Here is a 17,796-nt window from a genome sequence, read left to right on the forward strand (position 1 = left end):
CCTCGATGAACAGATGGAAGACGGTCATCGTCGCACTGGCGGTCACCCTGCCAAGCGGCGTCCTGCCGGCCGCCGCGCTTCCCGCCGGTGTGCTGCCCACCGGCGCGTTGCCCGCCGCCGCCGCGCGATCCGCGGCCCCCCCGATCGAGAACGGCGAGACCCAGCCGATCTACTCGCGCGCCGACGCGCTCACCGAGACCGTGTTCGTCGAGGTCGCCGGGGTCGACAGCGACGCCGACGGCCGCCCCGACCGGGTCGCCGTCGACATCATGCGCCCCAAGGAGACCGCGTCGGGACTGAAGGTCCCGGTCGTAATGGAGGCCAGCCCCTACTACGCGGGCGGCAACGACGTGCCCAACCACGTCGTCGACCTCGACGGCTCCGACCCCGCGGGCATGGAGTACCGGCGCAACAAGTTCAACGACCTGCGCGACGAGATGTTCGGGGTCGACGGCTCCGACGTGAACCGCGCGGCCGCGCCGCCCTTCCGCGGCTACTACGACAACTACTTCGTGCCGCGCGGCTACGCGATCGCGCTGGTGGAGAACCTCGGCTCGGGACGGGCGACCGGCTGCCCCACGACCGGCCTGGACAACGAGACCGCGGGCCCCAAGGCCGCGATCGACTGGCTCAACGGCCGGGCCCGGGGGTTCGACGCGGCAGGGAACGAGATCAGGGCCGACTGGTCCACCGGGAACGTCGGCATGATCGGCGTCTCCTACAACGGCACGCTGCCCAACGCCGTCGCCGCGACCGGGGTCAAGGGACTCAAGGCGATCGTGCCGATCGCGGCCATCTCCTCCTGGTACGACTACTACCGCGCCAACGGCGGCGTGCTGGCGCCCGGCGGCTACCAGGGTGAGGACGCCGACGTGCTCGCCCGCTACGTCCTGACCCGCGAGAACGCCACGCAGGCCTGCGGCGCGCTGATGGACCGGATCGAGAAGGACCAGGACCGGGTCACCGGCGACTACTCCGACTTCTGGGATCAGCGCAACTACCTCAACGACGTGAACAAGGTCCGCGCCGCGGTCTTCCTGGTGCACGGCCTCAACGACTGGAACGTCAAGACCAAGCAGGCCGTCCAGTGGTGGGACGCCCTCGCGAAGCGGAACGTGCCCCGCAAGATCTGGCTCCACCAGGGCGCGCACTTCAACCCGTTCTCCTTCGCCGGGCGCAACGCCGAGTGGCTGCGCCAGCTCCACCGCTGGTTCGACTTCCACCTGTACGGCCTGCGCAACGGCATCATGGACGAGCCGCAGGCCGACGTGGAGTCGGGCCCGGGACAGTGGGCCCAGCACGCCTCGTGGCCGCTGCCCGGCACCCGTGACGCGCGGCTCCACCTGACCGCCGGCAAGGACGGCCGCAACGGCACCCTGGGCACCGACCGCCCCCGGGGCCGCCACACCGTCGAGTCCTTCGTCGACCAGAGCGCCCGCACCGCCGAGCAGCTCGCCGAGAACGCCGAGGCCACGGACCCCAACCGCCTGGCCTACCTGTCGGCTCCGCTGGCCCGCGACGCGCGCCTGTCCGGCACCCCCCAGGTCGAGGTGCGCGCCGCGTTCAAGGGCGGGCGCTCGCCGTACCTGACGGCGCTGCTCGTCGACTACGGCACCGACGCCCGCGCGTACGGCGACGTCGTCTACGGCGACACCCAGGTCTGCTACGGCCAGGGCGTGCCCGGCGACACCGGCTGCGCCCGGCTGGCCGAGCACACCACGGTGACCGCCCCCTACAAGATCATCACAAGGGGCTGGCTCGACGTCCGCAACCGCGACTCGGCCTCGAAGACCGAGCTCCTGCGCGAGGGCCGCTTCTACGACTTCCGCTTCGACCTCCAGCCGAACGACTACGTCGTCAAGGCCGGCCACCGGATCGGCGTCGTGCTCGTCTCCACCGACCGCGACTTCACCCTGCGCCTGCCCCCGGGCACCGGTGTCTCGGTCGACCCGGGATCCAGCTCGGTCACCCTCCCGGTCGTCGGCGGGCGCTTCGCCCTCCGCTGATTCGAGGCTCCTGAGGCTCCGTTCCCGGCCCCGGACGGGAACGGAGCCCGGCTTTCCGGAAAGCATGCCCCTTTCCGGAAGGCACGTCCCCTTCGAAGGTCACGCAGAACGCGTCGTCGTCGGTCCAGTCGTCGTCGCTCACAGGGGGTCCGATTCTCTTCGGCCGGCAGATCGGGAAGATCCTGGCACCGGGGACCAACAGAATCCGCCGTGGCCGGCCGAACCGGCGTCCGGCCGGGTCGCATCTTGTGTGGCCGCGTGAGCCGGCGGTACGACCCAGGACAGAGGCGAATGTCCTACCCTGGGCAGACGCCGGGTGATCTGGTGAGGCGATAACTTCTCCTCATGGATCGGACGTGGCGGCGGTTCGGTGGAAGGGGCGTCCTCGACGCGGTGGCGGCGGTCGTCCTGGCGCTGACCATCGGGTACGCCATCGTCGATCCGCCGGGGCCGTCGTCGTGGTGGCCACTCTGGTCTGCCTGGCCGGTGGCGGCCGTCGTGAGCCTCCCGGTCGCGGTCCGGAGACGCCGGCCGCGGGCCATGCTCGGTGTGGCGTGCGCCTCGGGCGCGCTGGCCACCATGGCCGGTGCCGTCGCGGCGGGCATGATCTGGCTGTCGTTCGTGCCGACCGTGCTCGTGCTGTACCTGGTGGCCACCGTCGTCCCGGTCGGATGGTCGGCGGCGGGCCTGGTGACGTGCGCGTCCGCCGCGGTGGCCGCGATCCTGGTCTTCTACGCCCAGGTGTTCCCCGGGCTCGTGCTCACAGGGTGGAAGAGCGAGCTGCCGCCGTACTGGCCGATCGAGATCGGTGTGACCTGTGTGCTGCTGACCGTCGGATGGACCCTCGGGACGGTCGTGCGCTGGAAGCGGGACACGGCCGCTCGCCTCGCCGAGGCCGCGGTGACCGACGAGCGCAGGCGCATCGCCCGGGAACTGCACGATGTGATCGGCCACAGCATGAGCCTGATCGCCGTCAAGGCCACCGTGGCCAACCATGTCGCCGACGCCCGCCCTCAGGAGGTGCGCGCCGCGCTGGCCGTCATCGAGCAGACCAGCCGAAGCACGCTCGCCGAGATCCACCGGGTGCTCGGCCTTCTGCGGTCCGACGGCGATCTGCAGGAGGCCATCCTGCCCGTCCCCGGCATGGCGGGCCTGCCCAAGCTGGCCGCCGACGCCCGCTCGGCCGGAGTTGAGGTGGACCTGACCGTTCGCGAGGAGGCCGCGCCACCTCCGGCGGTCGCGATGTCGGTGTACCGGATCGTGCAGCAGGCACTGACCAACGTCGTCACCCACGCGGGGCCCACCCGTTGCTCGGTCGCCGTGGACGTCGACGGGCGGGTGGCCGTGATCGAGGTCGTCGACGACGGTCCCCGCCACGGCCGGCCGCCGCGAGCGGGCCAGGGCGACCACGGTGACCACGGCGGACACGGCGGACACGGCGGACACGGCCTGATCGGCATGCGCGAACGGGCCAAGATGTACGGAGGCACGTTCAGCGCGGAAACCCGGCCCGAAGGAGGCTTTCGCGTGGCGGCCCGACTGCCCTACGACCCGAGCGGCACCGTGTCATGACCGGCGACGACATGACCGGCGACGCAGCCCCGCCCGACCGGTCCCCGCACGAGCCCCCGCCCGTCCGGGTCCTGCTCGCCGAGGACCAGGTCCTGTTACGCGACAGCCTCAAGGTCCTCATCGACACCGCACCGGGGATGGTCACCGTGGGCGAGGCGGGCACCGGCGCCGAAGCCGTGCTCCTGGCCCACCGACGGCGACCGGACGTCGTCCTCATGGACGTACGGATGCCGGACATGGACGGGATCGAGGCGACCAGGCGTATCTGCGGGGACCCGGCCGGTGCCGGCATCCGTGTCCTGATCCTCACCACGTTCGACCAGGACGAGTACGTGTACGCGTCGCTCAGGGCCGGCGCCAGCGGATTCCTCGTCAAGAGCGCGACGGCGACCGAGCTCCTGGCCGCCATCCGCGTCGTCGCCTCCGGCGAGGCGCTGCTCGCGCCCACCGTCACCCGTCGGCTCATCGCCGACTTCCTGCTACGCCCGCATCCCGCCCCGGCCCGGCGAGACCTCGGCGTCATCACCCAGCGCGAGCACGAGGTGCTCACCCTCATCGCCAGGGGGATGTCCAACTCCGAGATCGCGGAGCACCTTCACCTCACCGTCGGCACGGTCAAGACCCACATCGGCCGCCTCCTGGCCAAGCTGCACGCCCGTGACCGGGCCCAGCTCGTCATCGCGGCCTACGAGGGCGGGCTCGTCGCCACCCCGCCCCCATCGTGATCTCGCGACGGCGCGATCCCCGCAGATCATGGAAGACCACCGCCTCCGGCCCTCGGACGGCGGGGTGGTCATGAGGGAAAACCCTGGCTTGTCCCTGGCATCGGGGCTCCGGCCTGCCGCCGGGCCCGGCGGGGGCCTAGCGTGGAGTGCATGGGACGAATTCTTCTGATCGTGGCGGCCGTGGTGATCGGCTTCCTCCTGCTGGGCTCGGTTCTGGGCTTCCTCTTCACGCTCCTCAAGTGGGCTCTGATCATCGGACTGGTGGGCGTGGTGGTCATGTTCGTGAGCAGGCTCTTCCGCTCCTCGAACACGCGCGACTGACCGCCGTCCAGGGGCGAGACCACCGCCCGGAGGCGGGACCGGGGCCGGTGCGACCGGGCCCGGCAGGGCCGGTCGCCGGTCCGGGCGTCCGGCCGCCGCCGGTCGCCCGAGGCCGGGGCGCCGGAACCGGGGCACCGGAATCGGGGGAGCCGGAGCCCCGGACGCCGGAAACGGCGGACGGCCGGACCGGTGATCAGCCGGAGGTTTCCGGGGCCAGGGCGCCGACCAGGTCGGCGGCGTCCAGCAGCTCCACCCGGCTCGCGTCCGCGCTCCACGGGTAGAGCGCGTAGAGGCAGGAGCCCTCGGACAGGTCCAGGTCCGCGTGAACGAGCACGGCGAGGTCCGTGTCGCCCACCGGCTCCTCCCAGGGTCCGTCGTGGTCGTGTGCCATCAGCCTGGCGACGAGACCGGCGACGTCCTCGCCGGCCCGGCGCGCGTAACGGGAGACCGAGCCGTCCAGGCGGCGGACCAGCACCTCGCCGGCGCGGGCGGCGGCGTGCCAGCACGCCACCTCCCACAGGGTGACGTGCCCGGCCCGCAGGCAGGAGTCCTCGATCGCGGCGTACATCCTGGCCAGATGCGAGCCGTAGCCCAACGCGTTGTGCCCGTACCCCTCACTGGCCTGGCCGAGATCGATCCAGCGCATCGTGCGTGACCACAGGTCGGCCACCAGAGGAGACCGGATCTTGTCGGAGCCGGTCAGATCGAAACGCTGCTCGACCGCCCGGGGGTCGAACAGGCCCTCCGGCCGGTTCATGAACCCGGCGAAACCGCGCACGAGATCGTCGAACGGCACGTCGTTGTAGCTGAAGACGATCGGTGTCGCGTAGCGCCCGCCGAGGGCCCGCAGCGCGGCGAGGTCGAGGTCGACGAACTCCGAGGCTCCGAGCGGCTCGGGGGCGGAGGTCAGGTCACCGGAGTGCACGGCGGCGGCCCCGTCCAGGCGCAGGTTGGTGTAGTCGCAGTGGCCGACGTACTGCCAGTGCGTGTCGTAGAGGATCACCGACAGGTCGAGGTCGATCTGCTCGTCCGGCGGTTCGGCCCAGTGCAGGAACAGGCGGATCCGATCCCCGTCGGGGAGCGGCTGCACGCTGCCGCGAGGAATCCTGACCAGGGAGCCGGAGGCGGACCGCTCGGAGGTGGGCGCGACCAGGTCGGCCAGCCCCTCGTCCAGCAGCACCCGCCCCAGCGGGGGCAGCGCGCCCGCGCGGCGCAGCATCTCGCCGGTCAGCGCCGCGACGACCGGCCTGGTCTCGCCCTCGGGCAGCTCGGGGCGATCGTCCGGCCGCACCCAGGCACGCGCGGTGTCGCCGCGCGGAAGGAAGACCCGCGACCCGCCGACCGGCGTGCGGAGCCTGCCGAGGGCGGCGATCAGCACCCCGGGCGCGACCCGGGGCGCGGCGGCGGTGGTCGCCTCGGCGACGCCCTTCTCCCCGTTGGACAGGAGCTTGAAGAGTCGCCGCACCAGCTCGCCCGGCCTCGCGGCGAGCAGCGGCAGCGCGGGCTCGCCCGCGCGCAGCGCCGCCTCCACCCGGCTCGCGAAGGTCTCCACGCGCAACCGCCCGCCGTCCACGCGCAGCACGTCGGGATATCCGGCCGCGTCCTCCAGCATCGCCCGTCCGAACGCGCCGGTGAGCGGGGTGCCGCGCAGCGCCGCGAAGGCCAGCGCCACCGTGGGGTGGCGCCGGTGGAACTCGTGCGGGTGCAGCGTCTCCGCCATGTGCTTCCACGCCTCGGGGTGGCGGTACAGGTCCTCCGCGAGGTGGCGCAGGGGCAGCGAGTCGAGGCGGGCCAGCAGCACGCGGCGTACGGGACGGGGCAGGGAGAGACGGCGCGGCGGCCTGGTGTGCAGGCCCGGGTCGCCGCCCATGAGCGCGTACAGCAGGCGCAGCACGTCGGTCGCCGTGTCCGCGTGCCGGTCGAGCAGGTCGCGCGCGGCGGCGGGGGAGAGGTGGGGCAGTAGCGTCGCCAGGACGGCCGCCCTGGTCTCGCGGACCGGAATGGTCTCCGGCAGCCAGCTCGCCGCCTCCGGCAGGTGGTCGCCGATCAGCACGGTGACGTCCTCGCGGTCGACCGCCGACAGGGGGGTGCGGCGCTCCAGCAGCGAGACGGTGACCTCCCGGGCGGCCGTGGCGACGTCGTCGTGGAACGAGAGCAGGCCGAGGGAGCGGCGGGTGACGGCCGCGGCGGCGGGCGCGGTCCGGGCCGCCGGGACGTCGGCCGGGCGCAGGAAGGGGTCGTCCGGGTCGATCCTGCGGTGGCAGATCGGGCAGCCCGCGTAGTCGGAGCCGTCCCAGCAGGCGTGGCAGACCAGGTGGGCGCAGGGGGAGACCGCCTGCACGGTGTCCTTTCGCCCGCACAGCGCGCACGGCTGCTCGGGCTCCTGCAGCAGGACGGTGAACACCCTGCGGACGTAGAGCTCGGCGGTGTCGGCGGGGACGCTCTCGGGAAAGTGGCGGAAGAGCGGCACGTGCTCGACGTGGTCGCCCACCTCCTTCCGCAGCGCGTGCAGGAGCCCGCGGCCCGCCAGGCCGAGGTCGGTGGCCGTCATCCGCCCGAACTCGGCTCTGAGCGCGGCCGACATCAGGAAGCCGTGCTGCAGGAGCTCGGTCTCCAGCACCTGCATGCCGAGCCCGAGGCCGGGCCCGGCGATCCACCGCGAGCCGCGCGGCTTGCGGAAGTAGCGCCTCGGAGGGGTCGCGGCCTCCCCGGCGGGGAGGAGGGCGGGAAGCACGAGCCGGCGCCGCCGCAGCAGGATCTCGGCCGTCCTGTTCATCGTGTGCTCTCCCTGCCCGAGCTCCCTGTCGGAAGAATGCGAGGAGGGGCGGAGAGCGGACGCGCTAAAGCCCTTTGCATGAGAAGAAGGAAGCACGTCCAGGAGCCGCCCCTCGGGGGGTAACCGTACTGTCCCCCGGGGCTCTTTGTCGTCCTGGTTTCCCGGTGCGGAGCGGTCCCCGCCTCCGTCGGAGGAACGTACGTGTCGCGGCGGGCGGGCGTCCCCGCCGCCGCCCGCCTTCCGCCGTCTCCGGTCGTCCGAGGTCAGTCGCGGGAGACGTGCTTCAGTTGGAGATCGTCGAGCAGGGTCCGGGTCGCGGTGGCCACCGCCTCGACAGCCCGCTCGAAGGCCTCGGCGTTGCGCGTCGACGGGGAGCGGAAGCCCGACACCTTGCGGACGTACTGGAGCGCGGCGGCTCGCACGTCGTCGTCGGTCACATCGCTGGCGTAGGGCTCACGAAGGGTCTTGATACTCCGGCACATGACAGGACGGTACTCCGTCTCGCGGCTCTTCCGGTCCGCCGGATCCGATCCGCTTCGCCGGAACCGTCCGGCCGATCCTTGGATCACCCCGGAACCGCCCGGCCCGGCCCCGGGGCGCGCCGGTGGTCAGCTGTCGCGTTCGCACTGGATCGCGTCGGCGGCCAGGATGGCGCCGAGAAGCCCGGGGAAGAGCGTGTCGAGGTCCCGCCGGCGCAGCGCGTTCAGCTTGGCCGTGCCCCGGTAGACCTGGTTGATCACGCCCGCCTCGCGCAACACCCGGAAGTGGTGGGTGGTGGTCGACTTGGTGACCGCCAGCTCGATCGCCGAGCAGGGAGCCCCCTCGTCCTCCCCCAGCTGCCACAGGAAGCGCACGATCTGAAGGCGCATCGGGTCGGACAGGGCGTGCAGCACGCCCTCCAGACGGATCTCCCCGCACGCGGGGTGCTCCAGAGCCCTGGCGGACGCGGTCGACACGGTGGGTCCCTTCTGTGGGTCGACTCTATTGTACGAAGGTGATCGTAGTTTGACATCTATCGTAGTACGTAGATTATCGTATTAGATGTGAAGCCGGGGCGCCGTCCCCGAGATCCCTCCCAAGAAGGAGTACGGCCGTGAGCGCCCTGTTCGAGCCCCTGACGTTGAGGTCCGTCACCATCCCCAACCGGGTCTGGATGGCTCCGATGTGCCAGTACTCCGCGGCGGTCGAGGGACCGGAGCAGGGAGTGCCGACCGACTGGCACCTGTCCCACCTGGCCGCCCGCGCGGTGGGTGGCGCCGGACTCATCCTGACCGAGGCCACCGCGGTGGCGCCGGAGGGACGCATCAGCCCGGCCGACCTCGGGATCTGGAACGACCGCCAGCGGGAGGCGTTCACCCGCGTCACCCGCTTCCTGCTGGAGCACGGCGCCGTGCCCGGCATCCAGCTCGCGCACGCGGGGCGCAAGGCCTCCACCCGCCGCACCTGGCAGGGCGGCGCGCCCACCGGCCCCGGCGAGCACGGCTGGCAGCCGGTCGGGCCGAGCCCGATCCCCTTCAGCGACGTCCACCCCACTCCCACGGAGCTGGGCGCCGGCGACATCGACCGGATCGTGGACGACTTCGCCGCCGCGGCGCGGCGGGCGCTGGAAGCGGGCTTCCAGGTGGCCGAGATCCACGGCGCGCACGGCTACCTGATCGCCGAGTTCCTGTCGCCCTTCAGCAACCACCGCACCGACGCGTACGGCGGCTCGTACGAGAACCGCACCCGCTTCGCGCTCCGGGTCGTCGACGCGGTCCGCGCGGTCTGGCCGGACGAGCTTCCCCTCTTCTTCCGCATCTCGGCCACCGACTGGCTGGCGGAGGATCCCGCCGACGACCGCGAGGGCTGGAGCGCGGACGACACCGTCCGCTTCGCCAAGGACCTGCTCGCCCACGGCGTCGACCTGCTCGACGCCTCGACCGGAGGCAACGTCGCCAGGGCGCGCATCCCCGCGGGGCCCGGCTACCAGGTGCCGTACGCGGCCAGGGTGAAGGCCGAGACCGACCTGCCGGTGGGCGCGGTCGGTGAGATCACCCGGCCCCGGCAGGCCGAGGAGATCATCGCCTCGGGCCAGGCCGACGCCGTCCTGCTGGGCCGCGAGCTGCTCCGCAACCCCTACTGGCCGAACCTCGCCGCCCGTGAGCTCGGTTCCGCCGGAGCCCGCTGGCCCGACCAGTACCACCGCGCGGTCTGACCCGGTTCCGGCCGCCACCCGCGCGCGTCCCCGCCGCCGGGCGGGGAGGTGACCCGTCCGGATGAGGCGACGCGCGCGGGTGGGGCGGAAGGCGGCGAACCGGTCCGCCAGGGGGGACGCGGGCCGGTCCGCCTGTCAGGGGGAGTGGCGTTGGGCGGACCGGCCCGCCAGGGGGCGGACCCCCGGGGGTCGAGCGGGCCGGTCCGTGATCATGGGGTGGCGCGGCGCAGGGCCACCGCGTCCCGGTGGACCGTGGCGGGAGCCTGGCCGTCGATGAGCAGGCGGCGCATCAGGACCGCCACCTCACCCATGGTCTTCGGGCCGAAGCCGCGGCGGGTCACCTCCTGGGTGCCGATCCGCAGGCCCCGCGCGGGCTCACCGGGAGGTTGCCCGGGAAGGTGGACGCCGCTGAGATAGACGCCGCCCTCGGCCAGCAGCCGGGCGGCCTCGTCCCCGCCGCCGAACGCGGCGGCGTCCACCGCCACGTGGTGCGAGACGGTCCAGCCCCGGTGGGCGGCGGCCACGGTGAAACCCTCGCCGTCCAGCGCCGCGGCCAGCGCCCCGGCGTTGGCGACGCAGCGGTCGGCGTACCCGGAACCTCCCGCGGCGTGCTCGGCGGCGGCCAGGGCCAGCGGTGCCAGCCGTGAGGCGTCGTAGTTGGCGGTCAGGCCGGGATAGGCGGCCGCCGCCACCTGGCGGGCGAGATCCTCGTCGCGGGTCACGACGGCCGCCCCCGGCGGGCCGCCGAAGGACGTGTAGGTGGACATGGTCACCAGGTGCGCGCCCTCGTCCAGCGGCCGCTGGAACCGGCCGCCCGCGATCAGCCCGGCCACGTGCGAGGCGTCGTAGACCAGCAGGGCCCCCACCTCGTCGCACGCCGCCCGCACTCCCGCGACGTCGTACGGGAAGAGCATCAGGCTCGCGCCGATCACCACCAGCGCGGGCCGGTGCTCGCGCAGGAACGCCGGCAGGGCCGCGTGGTCGACGTCGAGCCGCCCGGCGTCGTAGGGCAGGCCGGCCACCCGCAGGCCCCGGATCCCGGCGGCGCCCTGGGCATGGTGACTCGCGTGGCCCCCGGCGGTCTCCGGCAGGACCGCGATCGTGTCGCCGGGGCGGGCGAACGCGCTGTAGCAGGCGAGGTTGGCCAGGGTGGCGCTCTGCAGCCGCACCTCGGCGAACTCGCCGCCCATCAGCGCCGCGACCTGGAGCGGGGCGAGCACCTCCAGCACGTCCAGCTCGTCCAGGCCGGTCTGGTGCTTGTCCCCGGGCCAGCCCATCGACGGGCGGCAGCCCAGGGAGATCTCGTGCGCGGCCCTCGCGCGCGCGCTCATCGTGTTGGTGCCCGCGTACAGGACCACGCCGTCCTCGTCGAGGCGGCCGCGGTGCTCGGCCAGCACCGCTTCGACCAGCCGGGTGACCGCGTCGAGTCCCAGCCCGTCCACCTCGGCCTCAAGCTCGGCCAGGCGCAGCTGTGCCCGCGGGGGCGCCCACGGGGCGACGCGGCTGCGCTCCTCCACGAGGCTCCTTTCACCGGGCGATCGGACGGCTCTCACGAGACGGACTCCCCGCCTCTCACGAGACGGACTCCCCGCCTCTCACGAGACGGACTCCCCGAAATGAACAAGTGCGACGCTACGGCTCGCGCCAGATCGAGTCATCGTTCCGACGCCGGAGATACTTCCTACATATGTAGGATCGGACCGTGATAGCGGACGATGTCCAGGACCTGCTGGAATCACTGGCCATGGCGGTGGGCAGGGGCATGTCCGTGGACGACCTGGAGGGCCGCGTCGTCGCGCACAGCGCCCACCACGGGGAGGTCGATCAGGTCAGGGCCCAGGCCATCCTCTCGCGGTCCGTTCCCGCGGAGGTGAGCGCCTGGCAGGAGGCGCACGGGGTGGCCGCGACCCGCGAGCCGGTGCGGATCCCGAAAAATCCTGACCTGGGGATGGCGGCCCGGCTCTGCGTGCCCCTGCTCCACCAGGACCGCCGCGTCGGCTACCTCTGGATCATCGAGGGGCATGGCCCGCTGAACCCGCAGGAGCGGGACAGGGCCGTACGCGACGCCGCCGCGATCGCCGCCCTGCTCGACGACGGCGGCAGCTCCCACACCCTGAGCCAGCTGCTCATCGGCGAGATCGGCGTGCGGCGTGCGGCGGGTGTGCTCGGCGAGGGGCCGCTGCGCGTCATGGCGCTGCGCGGCGACCCGGACGGCCTGCGCGAGGCGGTCGGCGCCGAGCTGGCCAGGGTGCGCCGCCCGCCGGCCTTCACGATCCTGGACCGCCACGCCGTGCTGCTGCTGAACCGCGGCGAGGACGCGACGGCGCTGGGGGAGCGGCTGGCCGCCAGGATCCGGGCGGGCGTCGGGGTCAGCGCGTCGCACCCGGGGCTGGAGTCGGCCGTACGGGCGCACGAGGAGGCGCTCGCCGCGGCCAGGGCCGCGGCGGCGGAACGCACGCTGCGGCCGGTCGCCCACTGGCCGGACCTGGGCGTCTACCGGCTGCTCGCCGAGCCGCTCACCGGCCGGCCGGGCGCGGCGGGCAGCCCGCTCGACACGTTGCGCGAGCATCCGGCGCTCCTCGTCACCCTGGAGACCTATCTGGACAGCGGGGGAGACGCGCAGGAGACCGCCAGACAGCTGCACCTGCACCGCACCAGCCTCTATTACCGCCTCGCCAGAATCGAGCAGCTGGCCGGCCGCAACCTCAAGAACGGAACCCACAGGTTAGAACTCCATCTCGCGCTGAAGCTCTGTCGCTGGAACGCGGTGTAACGGCCCGGTAATCAGGGCACAGCTCTCCGGTGCCGCAGTTGATCAGCGAGATCATGACCGTCGTCGTCGTGCTCGTGCTCATCCCGCTGTCGTTGATCCTTGTGTCCGTAGTCTTCCTGGTGGGGCTGGCCGCGTTGGCTCTGGGGACCTCGCGGGAGCAGGATGGGAGAACGACATCCCGGAGGTAGACGGTGCGGCAGCTCAGTGCGGTGGACACGCAGTTCCTGAATTTCGAGACCTCGACGAACGTCGCGAACATCGGGGGACTCGCGATCCTGTCCGGTGGGCTGTCGCGCGGCGACCTGGTGTCGCTGCTGGCCCACCGCCTCCACCTGGCCGCGCCCTTCCGGATGAGGCTCGCCTTCGTCCCGCTCGGCCTTGACCATCCGTACTGGACCGAGGACTCCAGGCTCGATCTCGACTACCACGTGCGCGAGATCGCGCTGCCCAGGCCGGGCAGTGACAAGCAGCTGGGCGAGCAGGTGGCCAGGCTGCACGCCCGCCGCCTGGACCGGCGCCGCCCGCTCTGGGAGATGTATCTGATCCACGGCCTCAGCGGCGACCGTACTGCCCTCTACATGAAGGTCCACCACTCCGCGGTCGACGGCGTCACCGGTGCCGACGTGCTGGCCAGCCTGCTGGACACCTCACCCGAGCCCGCCGAGGTCCGGCTGGCGCCCGCGGCCGAGCCCGAGGAGGAGATCGACACCGGGGAGATGGTCGTCAGGGGGCTGGCCAAGGCCGTCGTCAACCCGGCCAACACGATACGGTTCCTGATCAACGCCGTCCCGCACCTCGACGAGATCCCGCTGATCTCCCAGGTGCCCGGGGCGGGGCTGGTCTCGCGGCTCACCAGGGACCTGGCCACCTACCTGTCCGGATCCGGGGCCGCCGAGGTGCCCGCCATGCCCCGCATGACCGTTCCCCGCACTCCCTTCAGCGGCAGGATCAGCGCGCACCGGCGGTTCGCCTACACCACCCTGCCGCTGGAGGACGTCAAGCTGGTCAAGAACGCCTTCGGCGTCACGGTGAACGACGTGGTGATGTCCCTGTGCGCCGGGGCGCTGCGCCAGTGGCTGCTCAAGCACGACGCGCTGCCCGAGCAGCCCCTCGTCGCGGGGGTGCCGTTCTCGCTCCGCGTCCCCGGCGACCAGAGCGCGGGCAACCAGGTCAGCATCATGATCACCACTCTGGCGACGCAGATCGCCGACCCGGTGGAACGGCTGATGGCGGTACGGGACGCCATGCGCCTGATCAAGGACCGCTCGTCGCTCGCCCCGGCGCGCTGGCTCCAGCAGCTCAGCGACATGATGCCCTCCGCGCTGACCGGCCTGGCCTCCCGCGCGGCCTTCAACCTGTTCGCCGGCAGCGCGGGCCCGATCAACGTGGTGATCTCCAACGTGCCCGGCCCGCAGCTCCCCCTCTACGTGAGCGGCGCCAGGCTTCTCTCGTACCACCCCGTCTCCGTCGTGACCGACGCCAGCGGTGGCATCAACATCACGGTCTTCTCCTACGACGGCTCACTTGACGTCGGCGTGATCGCCTGCAGGGAGATGGTCCCCGACGTGTGGACCGTCACCGACTATCTCAGGGACGCCCTCCTGGAGCTCAAGTTCCTCGTTGAGGAGCAGTGACAGCCCGGGGGCGTCCTCGACGAAGCGCAGGGTCTTCTCCAGGCAGACGATCGAGCCCCGCTCCTGCCGCTTGACGAACCGGATGTCGTCGGCCAGGGCCTGCATGATCAGCAGCCCCCGGCCGTGCTCGGAGGTGGGGGCGGGGGAGGTGGTCTCCGAGAAGTCGAAGCCGTTGCCGGCGTCCACCACCTTGATCACGCAGCGGTCCCTGGTCAGCTCGGTGCTGACCATGTAGTCGTCACTGGGGGTGGCGTGCTGGATGACGTTGGAACACGCCTCCGAGAGCATGAGCTGGATGTCCTCGCGAATCTGCGGCACCACGCCCAGGGCCTGGAGCGAGGAGTCGAGAAGTTGCCTGATCACGGGAACACTCGCGGCGTCACGCGGCAGACGCAACGCGATCGTGGCCTCCACGGTCCCCTCCTTTCGCAGCGATGTGTAGAAGCTTTGCCCTGGGCGACCCGTCCTAATCGGGGATGGGTGATCGTGTCCCTGGAATACGGCAACGCATGGCAAAGTGCCGCATACGTGACAGGTAATCGGATGTGCGGAGGATTCGCTCCGGGCGCGGAACGCCCGCCGGGCGGGGGCCGCAGACCCCCGCCCGGCTTGGGTGATCGATGGCGCTAGCCCGAGAAGGCGTCCGTCGCGGCCTGGCAGAAGGCCTTGAGGTCGTCGGGCTTGCGGCTGGTGATCAGGGTGTTCGGGCCCGAGGAGCAGATCACGACCTCGTGGTCCTCCCAGGTCGCCCCGGCGTTGCGCAGGTCGGTCCGCAGGCTCGGCCAGGACGTGACCTTCCGGCCGCGCACGACGTCCGCCTCGATCAGGGTCCAGGGCGCGTGGCAGATGGCCGCGACCGGCTTGCCCGCGTCGAAGAACCCCTTCGCGAAGCCGACGGCCTCCGGCACGGTCCGCAGGAAGTCGGGGTTGGCGACGCCACCCGGCAGCACCAGCCCGTCGAAGTCGGCGGCGGAGACCTCCTCGACCGTCGCGTCCACCGGGAAGGTGTCGGCCCTGTCGAGGTGGTTGAACCCCTGGACCTGACCTTGCTCGGTGGAGATGAGCCTGGGGGTTCCTCCCGCCTGCTTGACGGCCTGCCAGGGCTCGGTGAGTTCGACCTGCTCGATGCCCTCCGGGGCCACGAGGAACGCGATCGTCTTGCCGTTCAGCATGTCGTCTCCTCCGTTGACGTGCGGTGATGTCATCAAAGGGATGCCATGCCCGAAGAGTCGGTATCCATGCGAGAACCATCGGTACCGGGACGGACCTTGCGCCGGCGAAGACCGGAGGCGATGAGCCGGGTGACGAGCTCGCGCGAGGACACGGCCTCGGCGCCCAGCGCGACGGCCCGCTCGTAGACGGTCTCCGGAACGTCGTAGTGGTCGCGGTCGAACGCCCGGCGCGGCACGCCGAGCAGCTCCGCGAAGGCGTGCAGCTCCCCGATCGAGCTTTCGCTGACCAGGTGTGACCACAGCAGGTCGTGCGGACCCGGCCAGTTGGGCGGGTCGATGAGCACGCTCACCGCCGGGCGAGGTCGAGCGCGACCTCCAGGGCGGCGGCCTGGCGCTCCTCGTCGGTGATCGACTCGTCCCTGAGCATGAACAGCGAGGCGTGCAGCGCGAACAGGGCCATCGAGTGCCTCAGCTGGGTGGACAGGGGATCCTCCGGGTCGACGAGGAAGGCGAGCAGCTCGAACATCCGCTCGCGGGTCTTCTCCATCGTCGGGTGGTTCTTGAGCGAGGTCTGGTTGCGCTCGAAGAACCGCATGACCTCGCGGTGCCTGCCCCGGTACAGGTCGTGGGAGTAGCGGCGGATCAGCTCCTCGCGCGTCTCGTCGGTGCGCGGCTGGGAACGGGCCCAGGTGACCAGCTCCTCGATCGCCCTCACCCGGTCCTCCGCCAGGCTGGCGATGATGTCGTCCTTGGTCTTGAAGTGGTAGTAAAGGGCCGCTTTGGTCACGCCGAGGGCCTCCGCGATCTCGCGGAGCGAGGTGGCCTCGTAGCCCTGCTCGGTGAAGAGCTTCAGGGCGATCTCCTGGATGCGCGTCCGTGTGTCGGCGTGTTCCCTCATGGTTCCCTTACCGAGAAATTAACTTGACGGCCGGCAAGTAAGCGGCTTACATTCCAGCATAGCCGATGCTAGCCGGTCGGCAAGTAAGGAAGATCCACAAGGATCTCCAAAGGATTTCAAACAGGGGGCGAAGAAGTGAAGGAGACCGCGGCCGCGCCGGCGCGGCGTCGCGAGGTCATGGTGGTGCTGCCGGGCCTGATGCTCGCGATGGTCCTGGCCATGCTCGACAACATGATCGTCAGCACCGCGCTGCCCCGCATCGTCGGCGAGCTCGGGGGGCTGACACACCTGTCCTGGGTGGTCACCGCCTACGTGCTCGGCACCACCGTCTCGACCCCCATCTGGGGCAAGATCGGTGACCTGTACGGCAGGAAGAGCATCTTCCTCGCCTCCATCGTCATCTTCATGATCGGCTCCGCGCTCTGCGGCATGGCCGGCTCCGAGATGCTCGGCGGGCCCTCCGGCGGTATGACGCAGCTCATCGCCTTCCGCGCGCTTCAGGGCCTGGGGGCCGGGGGCCTGATGGTCAACGCCATGGCGATCATCGGCGACCTCGTCCCGCCCCGCGAGCGCGGCCAGTACCAGGGCATCATGGCCGCCGTGATGTCACTCGCCATGATCGCGGGCCCGCTCGTCGGCGGGTTCATCACCGACCACCTCGACTGGCGCTGGGCCTTCTACGTGAACCTGCCCGTCGGGTTCGCCGCCCTGGCCCTGCTGGTGGTCAAGCTGCAGCTGCCCAAGCTCCGCACCGAGCACCGCATCGACTGGCTGGGCGCGGCCCTGCTCTCGGCCGGCATCACCGCGCTGGTCCTCATCACCACCTGGGGCGGCAATGACTACGCGTGGGGATCGTGGCAGATCCTCGGCTTGGCCGGGCTCGCCGTCGTCACGCTGGTGCTGTTCGTCCTGGTGGAGCGCCGCGTCGCCGAGCCCATCATGCCGCTCAACGTCTTCCGCGACCGCAACTTCAGCCTGATCTCGGGCGTGGGCTTCCTGCTCGGCTTCGCCATGTTCGGCGCGATCAACTTCCTGCCGCTGTTTCAGCAGACCGTCCAGGGGGCCAGTGCCACCAACTCCGGCCTGCTGCTGCTCCCGATGATGGGCGCCGCCATGGTGGTCTCGCTCTTCGTCGGCCGCGCCATCACCAAGACCGGCAAGTACAAGATCTATCCGATCGTCGGCGGCGCGGGCATGGCGCTCGCCATGTGGCTGCTCTCCCTGATGGACGTCAACACCCCCGCCTGGCAGACCGGCGTGTTCATCGCGGTGCTCGGCCTCGGCATGGGCTTCCTGATGCAGACCACCATGCTGATCGCCCAGAACAGCGTCGAGCAGAAGGACCTCGGCGTCGCCAGCAGCGCCTCGACCTTCTTCCGTTCCATCGGCGGATCGTTCGGCGTCTCGCTGTTCGGCGCGGTCTTCAACAACCAGCTCACCTCGAGCCTGGAGAGCAAGCTGGGCGCCGCGGGCGAGCGGCTCGCCTCGGGAGGCGCCCAGTTCAACCCGGCCGCGCTGCACGAGATGCCCGCCAACGTGCGGGTCGGCTTCCTGGAGTCGCTGGCCGAGTCCGTCTCCAGCGTCTTCTGGTGGGCGATCCTGTTCGCCGTCGTGGTGCCGCTGCTGGCGGCCTTCATCAAGGAGATCCCGCTGCGCGGCGGGCCCGAGGTGTCCGAGGAGGCCCAGACCCCGGTCCCGGCGCTCGACTGACCGGCCGACCGGTGC

At 71.5% G+C, this 17,796-nt stretch carries 17 protein-coding genes; 9 read left to right on the forward strand and 8 right to left on the reverse strand.

The features are described 5' to 3' along the window. The first annotated feature begins 5 nt into the window (after positions 1–5). The 4 genes from ACTOQ2_RS09880 (at position 6) to ACTOQ2_RS09895 (ending at position 4,624) form a co-directional block, all read left to right on the forward strand. Positions 6–2,006, forward strand: a complete 2,001-nt coding sequence (locus tag ACTOQ2_RS09880; protein ID WP_440099344.1) for a Xaa-Pro dipeptidyl-peptidase — start codon at positions 6–8, stop codon at positions 2,004–2,006. A 345-nt stretch (positions 2,007–2,351) separates the two neighbouring features. Further along, positions 2,352–3,578 carry a sensor histidine kinase gene (locus tag ACTOQ2_RS09885; RefSeq protein WP_440099345.1) on the forward strand — a complete coding sequence of 409 codons (1,227 nt, stop codon included), beginning with the start codon at positions 2,352–2,354 and terminating at the stop codon, positions 3,576–3,578. Between the two features lie 11 nt (positions 3,579–3,589). Beyond that, complete coding sequence (locus tag ACTOQ2_RS09890; protein ID WP_440099346.1) at positions 3,590–4,303, forward strand: response regulator; 714 nt, start codon at positions 3,590–3,592, stop codon at positions 4,301–4,303. A gap of 150 nt (positions 4,304–4,453) precedes the next feature. Next, on the forward strand, positions 4,454–4,624 hold the full coding sequence (locus tag ACTOQ2_RS09895) for a hypothetical protein (RefSeq protein WP_389917953.1): 171 nt from the start codon (positions 4,454–4,456) through the stop codon (positions 4,622–4,624). 193 nt (positions 4,625–4,817) lie between these two features. Here ACTOQ2_RS09895 and ACTOQ2_RS09900 read toward each other — a convergent pair whose 3' ends face one another. From ACTOQ2_RS09900 to ACTOQ2_RS09910, 3 genes are all read right to left on the reverse strand, one after another. After that, positions 4,818–7,400 (reverse strand): MXAN_6230/SCO0854 family RING domain-containing protein, encoded by a 2,583-nt coding sequence (locus ACTOQ2_RS09900; protein WP_440099347.1) that lies wholly within the window; start codon positions 7,398–7,400, stop codon positions 4,818–4,820. Positions 7,401–7,663: 263 nt separating this feature from the next. After that, a complete protein-coding gene (locus ACTOQ2_RS09905) occupies positions 7,664–7,882 on the reverse strand; it encodes a DUF2277 domain-containing protein (RefSeq protein ID WP_440099348.1) in 219 nt (72 codons plus the stop codon). A gap of 126 nt (positions 7,883–8,008) precedes the next feature. Further along, positions 8,009–8,356, reverse strand: a complete 348-nt coding sequence (locus ACTOQ2_RS09910) for an ArsR/SmtB family transcription factor (protein ID WP_440099349.1) — start codon at positions 8,354–8,356, stop codon at positions 8,009–8,011. A gap of 137 nt (positions 8,357–8,493) precedes the next feature. Between ACTOQ2_RS09910 and ACTOQ2_RS09915 the strand changes: the two genes are divergently transcribed. Then, positions 8,494–9,594 (forward strand): NADH:flavin oxidoreductase/NADH oxidase, encoded by a 1,101-nt coding sequence (locus ACTOQ2_RS09915; RefSeq protein ID WP_362849349.1) that lies wholly within the window; start codon positions 8,494–8,496, stop codon positions 9,592–9,594. Positions 9,595–9,803: 209 nt separating this feature from the next. On the opposite strand, the gene ACTOQ2_RS09920 is transcribed toward ACTOQ2_RS09915, so the two are convergent. Beyond that, positions 9,804–11,111: a serine hydroxymethyltransferase gene (locus tag ACTOQ2_RS09920; protein WP_440099350.1), complete on the reverse strand. Its 1,308-nt coding sequence runs from the start codon at positions 11,109–11,111 to the stop codon at positions 9,804–9,806. Between the two features lie 185 nt (positions 11,112–11,296). On the opposite strand from ACTOQ2_RS09920, the gene ACTOQ2_RS09925 reads away from it, so the two are divergent. Genes ACTOQ2_RS09925 through ACTOQ2_RS09935 form a run of 3 tightly spaced genes read left to right on the forward strand, consistent with a single transcriptional unit; the run spans position 11,297 to position 14,001 of the window. Next, the gene (locus ACTOQ2_RS09925; protein ID WP_440099351.1) at positions 11,297–12,367 is read left to right on the forward strand and encodes a PucR family transcriptional regulator; all 1,071 of its coding nucleotides are present in this window, start codon (positions 11,297–11,299) and stop codon (positions 12,365–12,367) included. A 38-nt stretch (positions 12,368–12,405) separates the two neighbouring features. Beyond that, on the forward strand, positions 12,406–12,555 hold the full coding sequence (locus tag ACTOQ2_RS09930; protein ID WP_440099352.1) for a hypothetical protein: 150 nt from the start codon (positions 12,406–12,408) through the stop codon (positions 12,553–12,555). 3 nt (positions 12,556–12,558) lie between these two features. Beyond that, positions 12,559–14,001, forward strand: a complete 1,443-nt coding sequence (locus ACTOQ2_RS09935; protein WP_440099353.1) for a WS/DGAT/MGAT family O-acyltransferase — start codon at positions 12,559–12,561, stop codon at positions 13,999–14,001. On the opposite strand, the gene ACTOQ2_RS09940 is transcribed toward ACTOQ2_RS09935, so the two are convergent. The 4 genes from ACTOQ2_RS09940 to ACTOQ2_RS09955 form a co-directional block, all read right to left on the reverse strand. Beyond that, positions 13,888–14,415 (reverse strand): ATP-binding protein, encoded by a 528-nt coding sequence (locus ACTOQ2_RS09940; RefSeq protein ID WP_440066503.1) that lies wholly within the window; start codon positions 14,413–14,415, stop codon positions 13,888–13,890. The genes ACTOQ2_RS09935 and ACTOQ2_RS09940 overlap by 114 nt on opposite strands. A gap of 212 nt (positions 14,416–14,627) precedes the next feature. Next, positions 14,628–15,173: a type 1 glutamine amidotransferase domain-containing protein gene (locus ACTOQ2_RS09945; RefSeq protein WP_440099354.1), complete on the reverse strand. Its 546-nt coding sequence runs from the start codon at positions 15,171–15,173 to the stop codon at positions 14,628–14,630. 32 nt (positions 15,174–15,205) lie between these two features. Further along, positions 15,206–15,523, reverse strand: coding sequence for a DUF4031 domain-containing protein (locus ACTOQ2_RS09950; RefSeq protein WP_440099355.1), 318 nt, complete (start codon positions 15,521–15,523; stop codon positions 15,206–15,208). Then, positions 15,520–16,071: a TetR/AcrR family transcriptional regulator gene (locus tag ACTOQ2_RS09955; protein WP_440087572.1), complete on the reverse strand. Its 552-nt coding sequence runs from the start codon at positions 16,069–16,071 to the stop codon at positions 15,520–15,522. Before ACTOQ2_RS09955 ends, ACTOQ2_RS09950 begins: the two co-directional genes overlap by 4 nt. Before the next feature lie 135 nt (positions 16,072–16,206). Between ACTOQ2_RS09955 and ACTOQ2_RS09960 the strand changes: the two genes are divergently transcribed. Beyond that, complete coding sequence (locus ACTOQ2_RS09960) at positions 16,207–17,781, forward strand: MDR family MFS transporter (RefSeq protein ID WP_440099356.1); 1,575 nt, start codon at positions 16,207–16,209, stop codon at positions 17,779–17,781. Positions 17,782–17,796 lie beyond the last annotated feature (15 nt).

This window comes from Streptosporangium sp. H16 (assembly GCF_051918855.1).
Taxonomy (GTDB): Bacteria; Actinomycetota; Actinomycetes; order Streptosporangiales; family Streptosporangiaceae; genus Streptosporangium.

Coding starts and splice junctions, on each gene's coding strand:
- ACTOQ2_RS09955 (WP_440087572.1), bottom strand. CDS start 16,071: ATGAGGGAACACGCCGACACACGGACGCGCATCCAGGAGATCGCCCTG.
- ACTOQ2_RS09885 (WP_440099345.1), top strand. CDS start 2,352: ATGGATCGGACGTGGCGGCGGTTCGGTGGAAGGGGCGTCCTCGACGCG.
- ACTOQ2_RS09905 (WP_440099348.1), bottom strand. CDS start 7,882: ATGTGCCGGAGTATCAAGACCCTTCGTGAGCCCTACGCCAGCGATGTG.
- ACTOQ2_RS09880 (WP_440099344.1), top strand. CDS start 6: ATGAACAGATGGAAGACGGTCATCGTCGCACTGGCGGTCACCCTGCCA.
- ACTOQ2_RS09900 (WP_440099347.1), bottom strand. CDS start 7,400: ATGAACAGGACGGCCGAGATCCTGCTGCGGCGGCGCCGGCTCGTGCTT.
- ACTOQ2_RS09945 (WP_440099354.1), bottom strand. CDS start 15,173: ATGCTGAACGGCAAGACGATCGCGTTCCTCGTGGCCCCGGAGGGCATC.
- ACTOQ2_RS09895 (WP_389917953.1), top strand. CDS start 4,454: ATGGGACGAATTCTTCTGATCGTGGCGGCCGTGGTGATCGGCTTCCTC.
- ACTOQ2_RS09890 (WP_440099346.1), top strand. CDS start 3,590: ATGACCGGCGACGCAGCCCCGCCCGACCGGTCCCCGCACGAGCCCCCG.